Raw genomic sequence first — 18,041 nt, forward strand, 5'->3', positions numbered from 1 at the left:
CCGCCCCGCCAGGGCAGCCCCGGTCAGCCGACCAGGACGACCTCCAGCGTGCGCGGGCCGTGCACGCCCTCGACCCGGTCCAGCTCGATGTCGCTGGTCGCCGACGGACCGGAGATCCAGGTCGACGGGCTGGTGGGGTCGATCCGTTCCAGGGCCTGGGGGACGGAGGAGACGACCTGGTCGGGGACGCGGACGACGCAGATGTGGTGGTCGGGGACGAGGGTGATGCGGCGCCGGCCCTGGTCGGGGGAGCCGTCCAGCACGATCGTCCCCGTCTCCGCGACGGCCACCGCGCACGCCGTGACCACGCTGTCGACGCGGTCCAGTTCCTCCGGCGTACTGGCCGCGCGATCGTGGACGCGTACCGGGTCGACGGCCTTCATCCAGTACGGCGGCAGCTCCGGCGGCACGAGCACGCTCCGGGAACCGTGCTTCGCCAGCAGCCGCATGAGCAGAAGCGGCAGCTCCTCGTCCGTGCAGCGGTGCACGATCGCCCGGTAGTCCGCCAGGTTCTCCGCCAGCAGGTCCACCGTCTCCGCGACACTCCGCTGTCCGTGCTCGCGCACGTAGTCACGCGTGATCGCCTGCTCGTACGGCGTGTCGTCCCGCGGTACGTCCGCCAGGGCGCGCCGCACCCGGCCCAGGATCCGTTCCCTGCTGCTCACTTCGCCGCTCCCTTCCCGCCGTCCGTACGCTGCCACCAGTCGCGGAACGGCTCGGCGGGCACCGCCGGCAGGTCCCGCGTGCCGCTCCACGCCTTGCCGGGCCCCGGCAGCGTGCGCGGGTGCAGCCGGCGCGTGCGGGACGCCAGCCGCTGCCCGGTCCGCAGGACACCGGGCCGGGCGAACGCCCAGCGCGCCGCCCGCATCGCCGCCCGCTCGGCGGCGTGCCCCTTGGCGGGCTTCAGCACCACCTTGTTGCCCTCCCGCGTCACCGGCCCGCCCTGGACGACCCGCTCCCGCAGGTGCACGAGCACCTCGGGGATGTCGATGGCCACCGGGCACACCTCGTAGCAGGCCCCGCACAGCGACGAGGCGTACGGCAGTGAGGCGTCGATGTCGCTGCCGGTGCCCCGCAGCTGGGGGGTGAGGATGGCGCCGATCGGGCCCGGGTAGACCGAGCCGTAGGCGTGGCCGCCGGCCCGCTCGTACACCGGGCACACGTTCAGGCAGGCCGAGCAGCGGATGCAGCGCAGGGCCTGGCGGCCCACCTCGTCGGCGAGGGTGTCGGTGCGGCCGTTGTCCAGCAGGACCAGGTGGAAGGTCCGCGGGCCGTCCCCGTCGGTCGTGCCGGTCCACATGGACGTGTACGGGTTCATGCGCTCGGCGGTGGAGGAGCGGGGGAGCGTCTGGAGGAAGACCTCCAGGTCCTGCCAGGTGGGCACGATCTTCTCGATGCCGACGACCGAGATGAGCGTCTCGGGCAGGGTCAGGCACATCCGGCCGTTGCCCTCGGACTCCACCACGACGAGGGTGCCGGTCTCGGCGACCATGAAGTTCGCGCCGGAGACGCCGACCTTGGCGCGCAGGAACTTCTCGCGCAGGTGCAGCCGGGCCGCCTCGGCGAGCTCGGCGGGCGTGTCGGTGAGGCCCTCGGGGGCGGGCCGGCCCCACTCGCTCATCTCGCTCAGGAAGATGTCCCGGATCTCACCGCGGTTGCGGTGGATCGCCGGGACGAGGATGTGCGAGGGGCGGTCCTTGCCCAGCTGCACGATCAGCTCGGCGAGGTCGGTCTCGTAGGCGCTGATGCCCTCGGCCTCCAGCGCCTCGTTCAGGCCGATCTCCTGCGTGGCCATGGACTTGACCTTGACGACCTCCGACTCGCCCGTCGCCTTGACGAGGTCGGCGACGATCCGGTTGGCCTCGTCGGCGTCCGCCGCCCAGTGGACGGTGCCGCCCGCGGCGGTGACCGACTCCTCCAACTGCACCAGGTAGCGGTCGAGGTGACGGAGCGTGTGGTCCTTGATCCGTTTGCCCGCCTCGCGCAGCTCGGCCCAGTCCGACACCTCCGTCACGGCGGCCGCCCGTTTGGCGCGGATCGTGTGGGTGGCGTGGCGCAGGTTGCCGCGCAGGGTCTCGTCGCGGACCGCCTCGTGGGCGGCTTTGGGAAAGGCCGGCATGCCGACGAACGTCCCACTCATACGGCCGGCTCCTCCTTGGTGCTCGCCAGGATCTCCGCGATGTGCACCGGGCGCAGGCCCGCGCGGAGGCGGGTCATGGTCCCGCCGATGTGCATCAGGCAGGAGTTGTCGGCCGCGCACAGCACCTCGGCGCCCGTCGACTGCGCGTTGCGCACCTTGTCCGCGCCCATCGCCGCGGAGACGTCGGAGTTCTTCAGCGCGAAGGTGCCGCCGAAACCGCAGCACTCGTCGGCCCCCGGCAGCTCCACCAACTCCAGCCCCTCGACCGCCTGGAGCAGCCGCCGGGGCCGCTCCCCGAGCCCGAGTCCGCGCAGCCCGTGACAGGTCGGGTGGTAGGTCACCTTGTGCGGGTAGTAGGCGCCCACGTCCGTCACCCCCAGCACGTCCACCAGGAACTCCGTCAGCTCGTACGTCTTTGGCACCACCGGTGCCAGGGTCGTCGCGAGGCCGTCGCCGCGCCCCTCCGCCCGGGCCCGTTCGCCCATCCTGGGGTACAGCTCCCGGACCATCGCCCCGCACGAGCCGGACGGCGTCACGATCGCCTCGTACTCCCCGAAGACCTCGGAGAAGTGCCGGGCCAGCGGCTCCGCCTCGTGGCGGTAACCGGTGTTGTAGTGGGCCTGCCCGCAGCAGGTCTGGGCCATCGGGAAGTCGACCTCGACGCCCAGCCTGGTCAGCAGCTTCACCACGGCACGGCCGGTGTCCGGATAGAGCGTGTCGTTGACACAGGTCAGGAACAGTGCGACACGCATCGCGGCTCCTAGGGGTTGATCATCGGATGAGTGCCGGGGGCACCCCCATCCGCGTCAGCGTAGTGGGGGTGGCGCTCCGGCACAGGAATGCGGGGGCGGCCCCGGCCCACCGCGGTGAGCCGGGGCCGGCGGTCACCGGGCGGTGAGCCGGGCCTCGGCCTCGCGCCAGTGACCGGGGTCGCCCTGCGGCTCGTAGCGCGTCAGGGGCTGGGTGCGGGCCAGCAGCTCCCGCATGGCGTGCCGGTCGCCGACCAGCCCGTGCGCCCGGGCCTGGACGAGGACGTTGCCGAGGGCGGCGGCCTCCGTCGGGCCGGCCACCACGGGCAGCCCGCAGGCGTCCGCGGTGAGCTGGCACAGCAGCGCGTTGCGGGTGCCGCCGCCGACGACGTGGACGACGTCGACGGGGTGCCCGGCCAGCCGCTGGGCGTCCTCGATCGCCCGGCGGTGGGCCAGGGCGAGGGAGTCGAGGATGCAGCGGGTGATCTCGCCCCGCGTCTCGGGCACGGGCTGCCCCGACGCGCGGCACGCCTCGGCGATGCGCTCCGGCATCCGGCCCGGCGCGAGAAACGCGGCGTCGCCCGCGTCCACCACCGACCGCAGCGCCGGTACGGCGGCGGCGTCCCGCAGCAGCCCGCCCAGGTCCGGGTCGCCCCAGGCCCGTACGCACTCCTGGAGCAGCCACAGGCCCATGATGTTGCGCAGGTAGCGGACCGTGCCGTCCAGGCCCAGCTCGTTGGTGAAGTTGGCGGCGCGGCTCTCCTCGGTGAGCACCGGCGCCTCCAGCTCCAGGCCGGCCAGCGACCAGGTGCCGGTGCAGATGTAGGCGAACCGCTCGCCCGTCGCCGGCACGGCGGCCACCGCGGAGGCGGTGTCGTGCGAGCCGACCGCCGTCACCGGCACGGGACCGGTGAGTCCCGTCTCCTCCAGCACCTCCGCCCGCAGTACACCCGCCGGATCGCCCGGCTGCCGCAGCGGGGCGAACAGGCTCAGGTCGATGCCCAGCTTGGCCGCCACGTCGTACGACCAGTCCCGGGTCCGCGGGTCGACGAGCTGGGTGGTGGAGGCGTTGGTCAGCTCCGTGCCCTGCTCGCCGGTCAGCCAGTACGCCAGCAGGTCGGGGACGAGCAGCAGGCGCCGGGCGTGGGCGAACTGGGCCGAGGACGCGGCAGCCGTCAGCTGGTACAGCGTGTTGAACGGCGCGTACTGGAGGCCCGTCGCCGCGTACAGCTCGGTGGCGGGCACGGTGGCCCACACCTTCTCCGCGACGCCCTCGGTGCGGGCGTCGCGGTAGTGCACCGGGTTGCCGAGCAGCGCTCCGTCGGCGTCCAGCAGGCCGTAGTCCACGGCCCAGCTGTCGATGCCGACGGAGTCGAGCCGGCCGCCGGACGCGGCCCCGGCCGCCCGCAGTCCGTCCAGCACACCCGCGTACAGCCCGAGCACGTCCCAGCGCAGCCCCTCCGCGACCCGTACGGGCCGGTTGGGGAAGCGGTGCGCCTCGGTCAGCTCCAGCGAGTCCGGGGTGACGCGGCCGACCATCACGCGCCCGCTGGAGGCGCCGAGGTCGACCGCCGCGTACGTGTGCACGGCCGTCACCGGAGGAAGGCGGCCGCGACGCCGGCGTCGACCGGGATGTGCAGGCCGGTGGTGTGGGTGAGGTCACCGCCGGTGAGCGCGAACACCGCGTTGGCCACGTGGTCCGGCAGGACCTCCCGCTTGAGGATGGTGCGCTGCGCGTAGAACTCGCCCAGCTTCTCCTCCTCGATGCCGTACGTCGCGGCGCGCTGGGCGCCCCAGCCGGCGGCGAAGATGCCCGAGCCGCGGACGACGCCGTCGGGGTTGACGCCGTTGACGCGGATGCCGTGCTCACCGAGCTCGGCGGCCAGCAGCCGCACCTGGTGGGCCTGGTCGGCCTTGGTGGCGGAGTAGGCGATGTTGTTGGGGCCGGCGAAGACGGCGTTCTTCGAGGCGATGTAGACGATGTCGCCGCCCAGCTGCTGCGCGATCATCACCCGGGCCGCCTCGCGGGAGACCAGGAAGGAGCCGCGGGCCATGATGTCGTGCTGGAGGTCCCAGTCCTTCGCCGACGTCTCCAGCAGCGGCTTGGAGATGGAGATGCCGGCGTTGTTGACGACCAGGTCGACCCCGCCGAAGGCGAGCACGGCGGCGTCGAAGGCCGCGGCGATCTGCTCCTCGGAGGTCACGTCGACGCCCACCGCGACGGCCTTGTCCGGCCCGCCCAGCTCCTCGGCGACGGCGGCGGCGTTGTCCGTGTTGAGGTCGGCGATCACCACGCAGGCGCCCTCGGCGACCAGCCGGTGCGCGATGGCCTTGCCGATCCCGCTGCCGGCGCCCGTCACCAGCGCCACCCGGGTGGCCAGCGCCTTCGGCTTGGGCATCCGCTGGAGCTTGGCCTCCTCCAGCGCCCAGTACTCGATGCGGAACTTCTCCGACTCCTCGATCGGCGCGTACGTGGACACCGCCTCGGCGCCCCGCATCACGTTGATCGCGTTGACGTAGAACTCGCCGGCCACGCGCGCGGTCTGCTTGTCCTTGCCGAAGGAGAACATGCCCACGCCCGGGATCAGGACGATCGCGGGGTCGGCGCCGCGCATGGCGGGGGAGTCGGGCTCGGCGTTGCGCTCGTAGTAGGCCGCGTACTCCTCGCGGTACTCGGCGTGCAGCTCCTTGAGACGGGCGATCGCCTCGTCCAGCGGAGCGGTGGGCGGCAGGTCCAGGACCAGCGGCCGCACCTTGGTGCGCAGGAAGTGGTCGGGGCAGGAGGTGCCCAGCGCGGCGAGCCGGGGGTGCTCGGCGCGGGCCACGAAGTCGAGGACGGCCTCGGTGTCGTTGAAGTGCCCCACCTGCGGCCGGTCCTGCGACGCCACGGCCCGGACGTACGGGGCGAGCGCGGCCGCCCGCTTGCGCCGCTCGGCCTCGGGCAGCGGCTCGTAGCCCTCGATGACGGGACCGAAGGGCTCCGGCCGGCCCTTCTCGGCCAGGAACGCCTCGGCGGTGCGGATGATGTGCAGCGAGTTGCGCTCGCACTCCTCGGCGGTCGCGCCCCAGGCCGTGATGCCGTGCCCGCCCAGGATCACGCCGATGGCCTGCGGGTTGGCCTCCTTGATGGCGGCGATGTCCAGACCCAGCTGGAAGCCGGGGCGCCGCCACGGCACCCAGGCGACCGTGTCGCCGAAGCACTCGGCGGTCAGCTTCTCCCCGTCGGCGGCACACGCGAGCGCGATGCCCGAGTCGGGGTGCAGGTGGTCGACGTGGGCGGCGTCGACGAGACCGTGCATGGCGGTGTCGATGGACGGGGCCGCCCCGCCCTTGCCGTGCAGGCAGTAGTCGAACGCGGCGACCATCTCGTCCTCGCGGTCGACGCCGGGGTAGACGTCGACGAGCGCCCGCAGCCGGTCGAGGCGGAGCACGGCCAGCCCGGCCTCGGTCAGCGTGCCCAGGTCGCCGCCGGAGCCCTTCACCCACATCAGGTCGACGTCGCCGCCGGTGACGGGGTCGGTGTCGGTGCCCTTGGCGGAGGTGTTGCCGCCGGCGTAGTTGGTGTTGCGGGGGTCGGCGCCGAGCCGGCGGGAACGGGCGAGAAGCGCGGCGGCTTCGGGATGGGTGGTCATGCGGATACCTCAGTTCTGGTACGCGGGGGAGGGGAGAAGGGGGCGCGGGGCTGAGCCGGCGTGCGGCTCCGCCGCGTGGGCGCGCGGCCGGCCGGGTGCGGCCCGCCGCCCGCGGCGAGCGGATTCGGGCAGGGGCCTACGCACCCCACCCCGCCTGCTCGCCGCCCACCCGCTCGGCGACGATCTTCTCCGCCCAGCCGGACGCCTTGTACGCCTTCAGGGGCTCGGGGGCCAGCCCCATCTCCTCGCGCACCTCGCGCAGCAGCGGCCGCACGTCCGTGTTGTAGGCGTCCATCAGCACGGCGTTCGCCTCCAGCACGTCGCCCGAGGCCTGGGCGGCGGACAGCGCCGACCGGTCGACCAGCAGGGCCTTGGCCGTGGCCTCCTGCACGTTCATCACGGAGCGGATGATCGCGGGGATCTTGCTCTCGATGTTGTGGCACTGGTCGAGCATGAACGCGACGTCGGAGGTGAACCCGCCGCCCCGCACCACCTCGTACATGATCCGGAACAGCTGGAACGGGTCGGCCGCACCGACCATCAGGTCGTCGTCGGCGTAGAACCGAGAGTTGAAGTCGAACCCGCCGAGCTTGCCCTCCCGCAGCAGGGTGGCGACGATGAACTCGATGTTGGTCCCCGGCGCGTGGTGGCCGGTGTCCACCACGACCTGGGCCTGCGGGCCGAGCTTGAGGCAGTGCGCGTACGCCGTCCCCCAGTCCGGGACGTCCGTGGTGTAGAACGCGGGCTCGAAGAACTTGTACTCCAGCAGGATCCGCTGGCCGTCGCCGAGCCGCTCGTACACCTCGGCCAGGCCCTCGGCGAGCCGGTCCTGCCGGCCCCGGACGTCGTCCTGGCCGGGGTAGTTGGTCCCGTCCGCGAACCACAGCTTCAGGTCGGTGGAGCCGGTCGCGTCCATGATGTCGACGCACTCCAGCAGGTGGTCGACGGCCTTGCGCCGCACCGCCGCGTCCGGGGCGCAGATGCTGCCCAGCTTGTAGTCGTCGTCCTGGAAGGTGTTGGAGTTGATCGCGCCCAGCCGGACCCCGCGGTCCTCGGCGTGCTTGGCGAGCGCGGCGTAGTCCTCCACCTTGTCCCACGGGATGTGCAGGGACACGGTCGGCGCGACGCCGGTGAACGCGTGGACCTGGGCGGCGTCGTCCAGCTTCTCCTGCGGCGTGCGCGGAACGCCCTGCTGGGCGAAGACCTTGAAGCGGGTCCCGGAGTTCCCGTACGCCCACGACGGCGTCTCGACGGCCTGGGTCTTCAGCGCGGCTTTCACCGCGGCGAGGTCGGTCACGTAGGGCTCCCTGCCACATCGGTCCGGAAGGACTTCCGGAGAAGGCTCCGGCTGTTCCGGATGAAACGATTCAAGAGGGGAAGCTATGAGCCCGCGAAGGGCGTGTCAAGCCCTGCGTCCAGGCCCGCTTTCCGTGACCGCCGCGTGACCTTCGGCTATCGAAAACTTTTCGGACCGGACCCATTGACGTGACATGCCTCGCATGCCTAACGTCCCGGCAATCCAGTTGAAACCTTTCACGACGTTGTGACGGACCTGTCAGCGGCGTCGTCGAGGAGCCATCCATGACAGACCCGTCCGACACGGGACCCACCCCGGTGCTGGCGCTCAAGGACGTCGCCAAGTCCTTCGGCGCCGTCCGCGCCCTGCGGGGCGTCTCCCTGGAGCTGTTTCCCGGTGAGGTCCACGCCCTCGCCGGGGAGAACGGCGCGGGCAAGTCGACCCTCATCAAGACGCTCGCCGGAGTCCACCGACCGGACACCGGTCAGGTGCTGCTCGACGGCAGCCCCGTGGTCTTCCACGGCCCCGGCGACGCCCGCGACGCCGGCATCGCCGTGATCTACCAGGAGCCGACGCTCTTCCCCGACCTTTCGATCGCGGAGAACATCTTCATGGGCCGCCAGCCACGGCGCGCCCTCGGCCGCATCGACCACAAGGCGACCCACGCGGCGACCGCCGCCCTGATGGCCCGCCTGGGCGTCGACCTCGACCCCGACCGCCCGGCGCGCGGCCTGTCCATCGCCGACCAGCAGATCGTGGAGATCGCCAAGGCGCTCTCCTTCGACGCCCGCGTCCTGATCATGGACGAGCCGACCGCGGCCCTCACCGGCAGCGAGGTCGCCCGGCTCTTCAACGTCGTCCGCACCCTGCGCGAGCAGGGTGCCGCCGTGCTGTTCATCTCCCACCGCCTGGAGGAGATCTTCGAGATCTGCCAGCGGGTGACCACCCTGCGCGACGGCGCCTGGATCGCCAGCGAGCCGCTCGCCGGGATGACCGAGGACGACCTGGTCCGCCGCATGGTCGGCCGCGACCTGGAGGAGCTCTACCCCAAGCAGGACGTCGAGCCCGGCGAGGTCGCCCTGAGCGTGCGCCGGCTGACCCGTGAGGGCGTCTTCACCGACGTCTCCTTCGAGGTGCGGCGCGGCGAGATCGTCGGCCTCGCCGGTCTCGTCGGCGCCGGCCGCACCGAGGTGGCCCGAGCCGTCTTCGGCATCGACCGCTGGGACGCCGGAGAGGTCGAGGTCGACGGGCGCGGGCTGGTCAACGGCGCGCCCTCCACCGCGATGTCCGCCGGTCTCGCGCTGGTCCCGGAGGACCGGCGCGCCCAGGGCCTGGTGATGGACATGTCCATCGAGCGCAACATCGGCCTCACCGGCCTGCGCACCACGGTCAGGGCCGGCCTGGTGGACCGCGGCGCCGAGCGCAGCCGCTCCCTCGACTGGGCGGTCAAGCTCCAGGTCAAGTACGCCCGGATCGCCGACACCGTCTCGACCCTGTCCGGCGGCAACCAGCAGAAGGTCGTCCTCGCCAAGTGGCTGGCGACCGGCCCCAAGGTGCTCATCGTCGACGAGCCCACCCGCGGCATCGACGTCGGCACCAAGGCCGAGGTGCACCGGCTGCTGTCGCAACTGGCCGCCGACGGGGTGGCCGTCCTGATGATCTCCTCCGACCTGCCCGAGATCCTCGGCATGGCCGACCGCGTGCTCGTGATGCACGAGGGCCGGCTCACCGCCGAGATCCCCCGCTCCGACGCCACCGAGGAAACCGTGATGGCCGCAGCCACGGGGAGGGCCGCCGCATGACGGTGACCACTCCCGACCGAGCCCCCGCCGCCGAGATCTCCAAGTCCAGCGGCACCCGGCTGGTCGACCGCGTCTTCAAGATGCGCGAACTGGCCATCCTCGTGGTCTTCCTGGTGATGATCGCCGTCACCCAGGCCGGCAACAGCGAGTTCCTGTCCGAACAGGGCATCAAGGACCTGCTGCTGAACGCGACCATCCTGGTCCTGGTGGCCACCGGCCAGTCGCTGGTGGTGATCACGAGGAACGTCGACCTGTCCGTCGGCTCCACCCTCGGCATCACCGCCTTCGCCGCCGGCACCTACCTCCAGGGCGGCGGCAACCCCGTCGTCGCCGTGGTCCTCGCCGTCCTGCTCGGCATCGGCTTCGGCCTGCTCAACGGCCTCCTGGTCAGCCTCGGCCAGGTGCCCGCCCTGGTGGTGACCCTGGGCACGCTGTACATCATCCGCGGCATCGACTCCATCTGGGTCGGCTCGCGCCAGATCACCGCGGCCGATCTGCCCGGCTCCTTCGTCGACTTCGGCGCCGGCGGCATCTCCGCCGTGCCGTACCTGGCGCTGATCGCGCTGCTCGTCCTGGTCGGCACCGCCTACTACCTCAAGCACTTCGGCAGCGGCCGCGAGCTCTACGCCCTCGGCTCCAACCCGGAGGCCGCCCGCCTCGCCGGCATCCCCGTCCGCAAGCGGATCCTCGTCGCCTACACCTTCTGCGGCGCCCTCGCGGGCCTCGCGGGCGCCATGTACCTGGCCCGCTTCGGCAACGTCGACTCCGGCACCGGCAACGGCTACGAACTCACCGTCGTCAGCGCCGTCGTCGTCGGCGGCGTGGTCTTCACCGGCGGCTCCGGCAGCGTCTACGGTGCCGCGCTCGGCGCGCTGCTGCTCACCTCCATCAACAGCGTGCTGCCGGCCCTCGGCGTCAGCTCCGTCTGGGTGCTCGCCATCAACGGCATCCTGCTCCTCCTCGCCATCGCCGTGGACCGCGTGGTCGCGCTGCGGGTGGCGTCGGCTCTGAAGAAGAGGAACGCCCGCCATGCCTGAGTCCGGATCCCTGGTGAACCGCGCCATCCGCTGGGACACGGTCGTCGGCGCCCTCCTGATCGTCCTGCTGCTGTTCTCGTTCTCCTTCGTGGACGGCTTCGGCAACGCGCTCAACCTGTCGTTCCTGATCGGCAACACCCTGCCCATCGCGCTGATCGCCCTGCCGATGACGCTGCTGGTGGTCTCCGGCGAGATCGACCTCTCGGTCGCCTCCACCGCCGGCCTGTCCGGCGCGGTGATGGGCGCCCTGTGGAACCAGGGCCTGACCATCGAGACGATCATCCCGGTCTGCCTCGTCCTCGGCGTGGTCTGCGGGCTGGTCAACGGACTGCTCGTCACTCGGCTCGGCCTTCCCTCCCTCGCCGTCACCATCGGCACCATGGCCGCCTACCGGGGCATCGCGCAGATCGTGCTCGGCTCGGACTCGGTGACCGACTTCCCCACCCAGTACCTGGACTTCGCGGCCGGACGGATCGGCGACACCTTCGTCCCGCAGGCCCTCCTGCCGTTCCTGGTGCTGCTCGCGATCGCCGTCGTGGCCCTGCACGCCACGCCGTTCGGGCGGGCGCTGTTCGCGATCGGCGCCAGCGAGGAGGCCGCCCGGTTCGCCGGCATCCGCGTCAAGCGCCAGAAGCTCCTGCTGTTCGTCCTGACGGGCCTGATGGCGTCCCTCACCGGGATCTTCTGGGCCCTGCACTACGCCAGCGCCCGCTACGACAACGCCACCGGCCTCGAACTCTCCGTCATCGCCGCGGTACTGCTCGGCGGCATCGACTTCGACGGCGGCAAGGGCACGCTCGGCGGCGCCCTCGCGGGAGTCTTCCTGCTCGGCGCGCTCCAGAACGTCATGAGCCTCCAGGACGTCTCCGCCCAGTCGCAGATCGTCGTCACCGGCGTCCTGCTCGTCGTCTCCGTGCTCGGCCCCCGGGTCGCACGCCAGATCTCCGTCGCGAGAGCGGGCCGCAGAGCCGCCGCCTCGACCTCGACGGTCTGACACCCCGCTCTCACCTTCGTAAAGGACCCGACATGCGCAAGTCGTCACTCCGCCGTGCCTGTGCGGCCCTCGCCGCCGTCACCTCCCTCGCCCTGGCCGCCACCGCCTGCGGCGGCACCACCAAGGAGGACGTGAAGAACGAGAGCTCGGGCGCGGCCGCCGCCGGCGGCAAGGCCGACCCGAACGCGGCCACCAAGAAGGGCCTGACCGTCGGCTTCCTGCCCAAGCAGGTGAACAACCCGTACTTCACCACCGCCGACAAGGGCGGCGAGGCGGCCCTGAAGGAGCTGGGCTCCACCTACAAGGAGGTCGGCACCAGCAGCGGCACCGACACCTCCGGCCAGGTGTCCTACGTCAACACGCTGACCCAGCAGCAGGTCGACGCGATGGCCGTGTCCGCGCAGGACCCGGGCGCCCTGTGCACCGCGCTCAAGCAGGCCATGAGCAACGACATCAAGGTCGTCACCTACGACTCGGACACCAACGCCGACTGCCGCAACGCCTTCGTCTCGCAGGCCAGCGGTGAGGACCTGGGCCGCACGGAGGTGCAGCTGCTCGCCGAGCAGATCGGCTACAAGGGCGAGATCGCGATCCTGTCCGCCGCGCAGACCGCGACCAACCAGAACGCCTGGATCGAGTTCATGAAGGACGAACTCAAGGACGCCAAGTACAAGGACATCAAGCTCGTCAAGGTCGCCTACGGCGACGACGACGCCCAGAAGTCCTTCCAGCAGACCCAGGGCCTGCTCCAGGAGTACCCGAACCTGAAGGGGATCATCTCCCCGACCACCGTCGGCATCAAGGCGGCCGCCCAGTACCTGTCGGGCTCCAAGTACAAGGGCAAGGTCAAGCTGACCGGCCTCGGCACCCCGAACGACATGCGCAAGTACGTCAAGAACGGCACCGTCGAGGCGTTCGAGCTGTGGGACCCGGCGAAGCTCGGCGAGCTGGCCGCGCAGACGGCCGTGGCGCTGGTCTCGGGCCAGATCACCGGCAAGGAGGGCGAGACCTTCAAGGCCGGCGGCACCGAGTACACCATCGGCAAGGACGGCGTGATCAGCCTCGGCAAGCCGACCGTCTTCAACGCCGACAACATCGACAAGTTCAACTTCTAGTCTCGTAAAGTCCTTACATCGGAGGGTTGTTGATGCAGCGCGTGTGCTTCCTGCTGAAGGTCCGTGCGGACCGTCTCGACGAGTACCGCGAGCGGCACGCCGCGGTGTGGCCCGAGATGCTCGAAGCGCTCTCGGCGACCGGCTGGCGGAACTACTCGCTCTTCCTGCGCGAGGACGGTCTGCTGGTCGGTTACCTGGAGACCGAGGACTTCGCGGCCGCCCAGGCAGGCATGGAAGCCACCGACGTCAACGCCCGCTGGCAGGCGGAGATGGCGCCGTTCTTCGAATCGCTGGACGGCGCCAGACCCGACGAGGCCATGAAACCGCTCACCGAGGTCTTCCACCTGGCCTGACCTCCCGAATCCCCCCGATCCCCCCGATCCCCCCGATCCCCCCGATCCCCCCGATCCCTCCGATCCCTCCGATCCCCCGATCCCATCCGTCCCCGACCTCCCCCCACCGACGACGGAGTCGCCCGAGATGAAACGACGCACGTTGCTGGGCGCGGCCCTCACCGGTGCCGTGGCCGCCCCGGCCCTCGCCTCCGGGACCGCCCGCGCCGCCGCCCCCGGTCCGTCCCTCACCCGGACCGGCACCACCACCCTCGACAGCCAGGCCCTCTTCTTCGTCTCCTACGACGGCCTGGTCAACAACAACTCCTTCCAGAAGAACGGCCTGCTCACCTACAAGGGCCACCAGTACGCCGTCTGGTACACGGCCGACCGCAACGCCGTCGTCGGCCGCCGCCCGCTCGGCGCGACCACCTGGTCCACCGTGCAGGTCGGCCACACGCTCCGCTACGACGACTCCCACAACGTCATCTCCATGGGCGTCTCCGAGACCGACGGCCGTCTCCACCTCAACATGGACTCCCACAGCGACGGCTTCACCTACGTCAAGTCGGTGGCCGGTCTGATGGACGACCCCACGGGCCTGAGCTGGACCGCGAGCCGCTTCGGCGCACCACAGTCCACCCTCGACGGACTGGCGCTCACCTCCCAGTTCACCTACCCGCAGTTCGTCTCCACCCCCGAGGGCAGACTCCAGCTCAGCTACCGTGTCGCCGTCTCCGGCAACGGCCGCAACGCGCTCGCCGAGTACGATGGCACGGCGTGGACGGCTCTCGGTGAGTGGACCAGCTCCACCGGCACCTACACCAGCGCGCACGGCTCCAGCACCGCCCGCAACATGTACCTGCACGGCATCGACTACGACCGCGACGGCCGGCTGCACGCCTTCTTCACCTGGCGGGAGCAGAACGGCGCCGTGATGTGCAGCAGCGGCGGCCTCACCAACCACGACACCGGCTACGTCTACTCCGACGACCGCGGCCGCACCTGGCGCAACGACGCGGGCACCGCCGTCGGCACCACCGGCGGCCCGGACACGGTGTCCGTCACGGACGGCGGCCTCGTGGTCGATCCGCTCGGCCCGGACCACTCCCTGATGAACCAGGAGAGCCAGTCCACCGACTCCGCCGGCCTCCCGCACGCCGTCATCAGCTACGTCCCCGGCCGCTTCGGCCAGTGCACGACCGACTACGTCGCCGACCGCACGGCCAACGGCCGCGCCTTCCACGTCCGCAAGAACGCCTCCGGCATCTGGCAGAAGACCGAGATCCCGGTCCCGCTCAACTCCAGCCAGCGCACCAAGCTGGTCCTGGACACCTATGACAACGCCTACGCGATCCTCCCGTTCGGCCGGATCGCCGGCGCGTCGAAGGCCTCCGGTCACACCGACTGGACACTGCTGTTCGACGGCGGCGACCTCAACGCCTTCGGCGAGGTCGTCGTCGACGAGACCCGCGTCGCGCAGGACGGCGTCCTGTCCGTGATGTACCAGGAGAAGTCGAGCGGGACGACCCCCTCGGCGCTCCGCGTCGTCGACTTCAGACTGCCCGCCTGACCGGTCCGGAGCGCGGCGGGACGACGGGTAATGTGAAGGCCCCCCGCCCGCCGCTCCTCGTTCCCCTGGAGGTTCCTGCCTGATGGCCCAGTCGGTGGGTATCAAGGACGTCGCCCGTGCCGCCGGAGTCTCCGTCGGTACGGTGTCCAACGTCATCAACCGCCCGGACACCGTCGCCACGGAGACCCGGGCCCGGGTCCTGTCCGCGATCGACCGGCTCGGCTACGTCCGCAGCGAGTCCGCGCGCCAGTTGCGCGCGGGCCGCAGCCGGATCATGGGGCTCCTCGTCCTCGACATGGGCAACCCCTTCTTCGTGGACGTCGCCCGCGGCGCCGAGCGGGCGGCCCGCCAGGCCGGGCTCGGCGTGATGGTCTGCAACAGCGGCGAGAGCGTCGGCGAGGAGGCCGAGTACCTGTCCCTCTTCGCCGAACAGCGGGTGCGGGGCGTCCTGCTCACCCCGGCGGACGCCACGGGCCGCAACATCGACTCCCTCCGCCGGCACGGCATACCGTTCGTGCTCGTCGACCGGGTCGCCGAGGGCGCCGCCGAGTGCTCGGTCTCCGTCGACGACGTGGCCGGCGGCGCCCTCGCCGTACGCCATCTGATCGACGCCGGCCACCGCTCGATCGCCTACGTCAGCGGACCGCCCGGCTTCAACCAGGTCCGCGACCGCCGCACCGGCGCCCTCACCGCGCTCGCCGAGGCGGGCCTCGGCCCGGAGCACCTGCGCGAACTGCCCACCGAACGGCTCGACGTCGGCGCCGGCCGGGACGCGGGCGCCCGCCTGCTCGGCCTCGCGGACCGCCCGACCGCCGTGTTCTGCGCCAACGACCTGCTCGCCCTCGGCGTCCTCCAGGCGATGTACGCGGCCGGTGTCACCGTCCCCGACGACCTCGCGATCGTCGGCTACGACGACATCGAGTTCGCGGCCGCCGCGGCGGTCCCGCTCACCTCGGTCCGCCAGCCCGCCGTCACCATGGGCGCGCTCGCCGCCGAGATGCTGCTGGAGGAGACGGAGCCGGGCGGAGGCCGGCACGAACACCGCCGGGTGGTGCTCCAGCCGGAACTGGTGGTGCGCCGCTCCAGCCTCTCGGCGCGCTGAACCACCGTTCAGCAGCGGTTCGTGATCCCCGGCCTCCGCCGCCGCCCCCGCATGTGCTGAACTGGGACGACACCCGCACACCGATCGTCCCGGGAGCCCCTGTTGTCCGTCACCTACCGCCAGCCCGGCGTCGTCCTCACCGACCGCCGCTTCACCGTGCCCCTCGACCACGGCGACCCGTCCGGGGAGACGATCGAGCTGTACGCCCGGGAGGTCGTCGCGAGCGACAAGGCGGGCCAGGACCTGCCGTGGCTGCTCTACCTCCAGGGCGGCCCCGGCTTCGGCGCCAACCGGTTCGTCGGCAGGCCCGCCTGGCTCGGCCGCGCCCTGAAGGAGTACCGCGTCCTCCTCCTCGACCAGCGCGGCACCGGACACTCCACGCCCGCCAACCGCCAGACGCTCCCGCTGCGCGGCGGCCCCGCCGAACAGGCCGGCTACCTCACCCGCTTCCGCGCCGACTCCATCGTCCGCGACTGCGAGCTGGTCCGCCGCGAGGTCACCGGCGGCGCCCCCTGGACGGTCCTCGGCCAGAGCTTCGGCGGCTTCTGCACCGTCACCTACCTCTCCCTCGCCCCCGAGGGCCTCGCCGCGGCGGTCATCACCGGCGGACTGCCCTCCCTGGACGCCCACGCCGACGACGTCTACCGCGCCGCCTACCCGCGCATGGAGCGCAAGACCGCCGCGCACTACGCCCGCTACCCCCAGGACGTCGAGCGGGCCCGCCGGATCGCCGACCACCTCCTGACGCACGAGGTGACCCTGCCCGGCGGCTACCGCCTCACCGTCGAGGCCTTCCAGAGCCTCGGCATCCTCCTCGGCGGCAGCGAGGGCAGCCACCGCCTGCACTTCCTCCTGGAGGACGCCTTCGTCCCCACCCCGCACGGCCCCGCCCTGTCGGACGCCTTCCAGGAGGAGATCCAGGCCCTCCTCTCCTACGCGGGCCACCCCCTCTACGCCCTCGTGCACGAGGCGATCTACGGCCAGGACGCCCGCCCCACCGCCTGGTCGGCCGAACGGGTGCGCGCGGAGTTCCCCCAGTTCGACGCGGCGAAGGCGCTGGCCGGCGACGGGCCGCTGCCGCTGACCGCCGAGACCATCCACCCCTGGCTCTTCGACTGCGACCCGGCGCTGCGCCCGCTGCGCGAGACCGCCCACCTCCTCGCCGCCCGCACCGACTGGACGCCGCTGTACGACTCCGCCCGCCTCGCCGCCAACGAGGTCCCGGTCGCGGCGGCGGTCTACCACGACGACCTGTACGTCGACACCGCCCACTCCCTGCGCACCGCCCGCGCGATCCGGGGCCTGCGCACCTGGGTCACCGACGAGTTCGAGCACGACGGCGTCCGGGCCGGCGGGCCCCGCGTCCTCGACCGGCTGCTGGCCCTCACCCGCGACGAGGTCTGACACCGCCCGGGAGTGCGGATGTACGGTCCGCCGGCCCTCGTCAGGGCGCGTCCGACGGATCTCCGCGGCGTCGCGCACGGAGATCCGTCAGAAGCGCCCTAGTCTGCGGACATGACCGAGCCGACGCCCCCTCGGCTCCAGCCCCTGCCCGAGGACTGGAGCCGCGCCCTCGCCGTGGTGGCGCACCCGGACGACCTGGAGTACGGCTGCTCGGCGGCGGTCGCCGTCTGGACCGACGCCGGCCGGGAGGTCGCCTACGTGCTGGCGACCCGCGGCGAGGCCGGCATCGACACGCTGCCGCCCGCCGAGTGCGGCCCGCTGCGGGAGCGGGAGCAGCGGGCGAGCGCGGCCGCCGTCGGCGTCTCCGCGGTGGAGTTCCTCGACCACCGGGACGGCGTGGTCGCCTACGGGCCCGCCCTGCGCCGGGACATCGCCGCCGCCGTCCGCAGACACCGCCCCGAACTGGTGATCACCCTCAACCACCGTGACACCTGGGACGGCGTCGCCTGGAACACCCCCGACCACGTGGCCGTCGGCCGCGCCACCCTCGACGCGGTCGCCGACGCCGGCAACCGGTGGATCTTCCCGGAGCTGGCCGACGAGGGCCTCGCACCGTGGGCCGGCGTCCGCTGGGTCGCCGTCGCCGGATCCGCCACCCCCACCCACGCCGTGGACGCCACGGCCGGCCTGGAGCGCGCCGTGGCCTCCTTGCTCGCACACCGCACCTACCTCGAGGCCCTGACCGACCAGGACCCGGAGACCTACGCGCGCCGCTTCCTGACCGAGGTCGCGCACTCCGTGGGGGAGCGCTTCGGCGGCAGGCCCGCCGTGGCGTTCGAGCTGTTCACCCGCTGAGCGCGGTCA

15 protein-coding genes are annotated in these 18,041 nt (G+C 72.0%); 9 read left to right on the top strand and 6 right to left on the bottom strand.

What is annotated here, in order from left to right:
* Positions 1–23: 23 nt before the first annotated feature.
* The 6 genes from ACFYWQ_RS19725 to rhaI all read right to left on the bottom strand — a co-directional run bounded on the left by ACFYWQ_RS19725 (position 24) and on the right by rhaI (position 7,818).
* Positions 24–665, bottom strand: a complete 642-nt coding sequence (locus tag ACFYWQ_RS19725; protein ID WP_389518095.1) for a lactate utilization protein C — start codon at positions 663–665, stop codon at positions 24–26.
* Positions 662–2,140, bottom strand: a complete 1,479-nt coding sequence (locus ACFYWQ_RS19730) for a LutB/LldF family L-lactate oxidation iron-sulfur protein (protein WP_389518096.1) — start codon at positions 2,138–2,140, stop codon at positions 662–664. Before ACFYWQ_RS19730 ends, ACFYWQ_RS19725 begins: the two co-directional genes overlap by 4 nt.
* Positions 2,137–2,892 carry a (Fe-S)-binding protein gene (locus tag ACFYWQ_RS19735; RefSeq protein WP_389518097.1) on the bottom strand — a complete coding sequence of 252 codons (756 nt, stop codon included), beginning with the start codon at positions 2,890–2,892 and terminating at the stop codon, positions 2,137–2,139. Before ACFYWQ_RS19735 ends, ACFYWQ_RS19730 begins: the two co-directional genes overlap by 4 nt.
* A 132-nt stretch (positions 2,893–3,024) precedes the next feature.
* On the bottom strand, positions 3,025–4,476 hold the full coding sequence (locus tag ACFYWQ_RS19740) for a rhamnulokinase family protein (RefSeq protein WP_389518098.1): 1,452 nt from the start codon (positions 4,474–4,476) through the stop codon (positions 3,025–3,027).
* A gap of 5 nt (positions 4,477–4,481) precedes the next feature.
* Positions 4,482–6,521 (bottom strand): bifunctional aldolase/short-chain dehydrogenase, encoded by a 2,040-nt coding sequence (locus ACFYWQ_RS19745; protein WP_389518099.1) that lies wholly within the window; start codon positions 6,519–6,521, stop codon positions 4,482–4,484.
* A 136-nt stretch (positions 6,522–6,657) separates the two neighbouring features.
* Positions 6,658–7,818: an L-rhamnose isomerase gene (rhaI, locus tag ACFYWQ_RS19750; RefSeq protein WP_389518100.1), complete on the bottom strand. Its 1,161-nt coding sequence runs from the start codon at positions 7,816–7,818 to the stop codon at positions 6,658–6,660.
* Between the two features lie 284 nt (positions 7,819–8,102).
* Between rhaI and ACFYWQ_RS19755 the strand changes: the two genes are divergently transcribed.
* The 9 genes from ACFYWQ_RS19755 (at position 8,103) to ACFYWQ_RS19795 (ending at position 18,032) form a co-directional block, all read left to right on the top strand.
* Positions 8,103–9,620 carry a sugar ABC transporter ATP-binding protein gene (locus ACFYWQ_RS19755; RefSeq protein WP_389518101.1) on the top strand — a complete coding sequence of 506 codons (1,518 nt, stop codon included), beginning with the start codon at positions 8,103–8,105 and terminating at the stop codon, positions 9,618–9,620.
* On the top strand, positions 9,617–10,657 hold the full coding sequence (locus tag ACFYWQ_RS19760) for an ABC transporter permease (protein WP_389518102.1): 1,041 nt from the start codon (positions 9,617–9,619) through the stop codon (positions 10,655–10,657). The genes ACFYWQ_RS19755 and ACFYWQ_RS19760 overlap by 4 nt, the downstream gene beginning before the upstream one ends.
* Positions 10,650–11,651, top strand: coding sequence for an ABC transporter permease (locus ACFYWQ_RS19765; protein WP_389518103.1), 1,002 nt, complete (start codon positions 10,650–10,652; stop codon positions 11,649–11,651). Before ACFYWQ_RS19760 ends, ACFYWQ_RS19765 begins: the two co-directional genes overlap by 8 nt.
* Positions 11,652–11,683: 32 nt before the next feature.
* On the top strand, positions 11,684–12,766 hold the full coding sequence (rhaS, locus tag ACFYWQ_RS19770; RefSeq protein WP_389518104.1) for a rhamnose ABC transporter substrate-binding protein: 1,083 nt from the start codon (positions 11,684–11,686) through the stop codon (positions 12,764–12,766).
* Positions 12,767–12,798: 32 nt separating this feature from the next.
* Positions 12,799–13,119 (top strand): L-rhamnose mutarotase, encoded by a 321-nt coding sequence (locus tag ACFYWQ_RS19775; RefSeq protein ID WP_389518105.1) that lies wholly within the window; start codon positions 12,799–12,801, stop codon positions 13,117–13,119.
* A 127-nt stretch (positions 13,120–13,246) separates the two neighbouring features.
* Positions 13,247–14,671: a BNR repeat-containing protein gene (locus ACFYWQ_RS19780; RefSeq protein WP_389518106.1), complete on the top strand. Its 1,425-nt coding sequence runs from the start codon at positions 13,247–13,249 to the stop codon at positions 14,669–14,671.
* A gap of 82 nt (positions 14,672–14,753) precedes the next feature.
* A complete protein-coding gene (locus ACFYWQ_RS19785) occupies positions 14,754–15,773 on the top strand; it encodes a LacI family DNA-binding transcriptional regulator (protein ID WP_385063819.1) in 1,020 nt (339 codons plus the stop codon).
* Positions 15,774–15,875: 102 nt separating this feature from the next.
* Positions 15,876–17,177, top strand: a complete 1,302-nt coding sequence (locus tag ACFYWQ_RS19790) for an alpha/beta fold hydrolase (RefSeq protein ID WP_389518107.1) — start codon at positions 15,876–15,878, stop codon at positions 17,175–17,177.
* 111 nt (positions 17,178–17,288) lie between these two features.
* Positions 17,289–18,032 (top strand): PIG-L deacetylase family protein, encoded by a 744-nt coding sequence (locus ACFYWQ_RS19795; RefSeq protein ID WP_389518108.1) that lies wholly within the window; start codon positions 17,289–17,291, stop codon positions 18,030–18,032.
* Positions 18,033–18,041 lie beyond the last annotated feature (9 nt).

This window comes from Streptomyces sp. NPDC003247 (assembly GCF_042888135.1).
Lineage (GTDB): Bacteria > Actinomycetota > Actinomycetes > Streptomycetales > Streptomycetaceae > Streptomyces.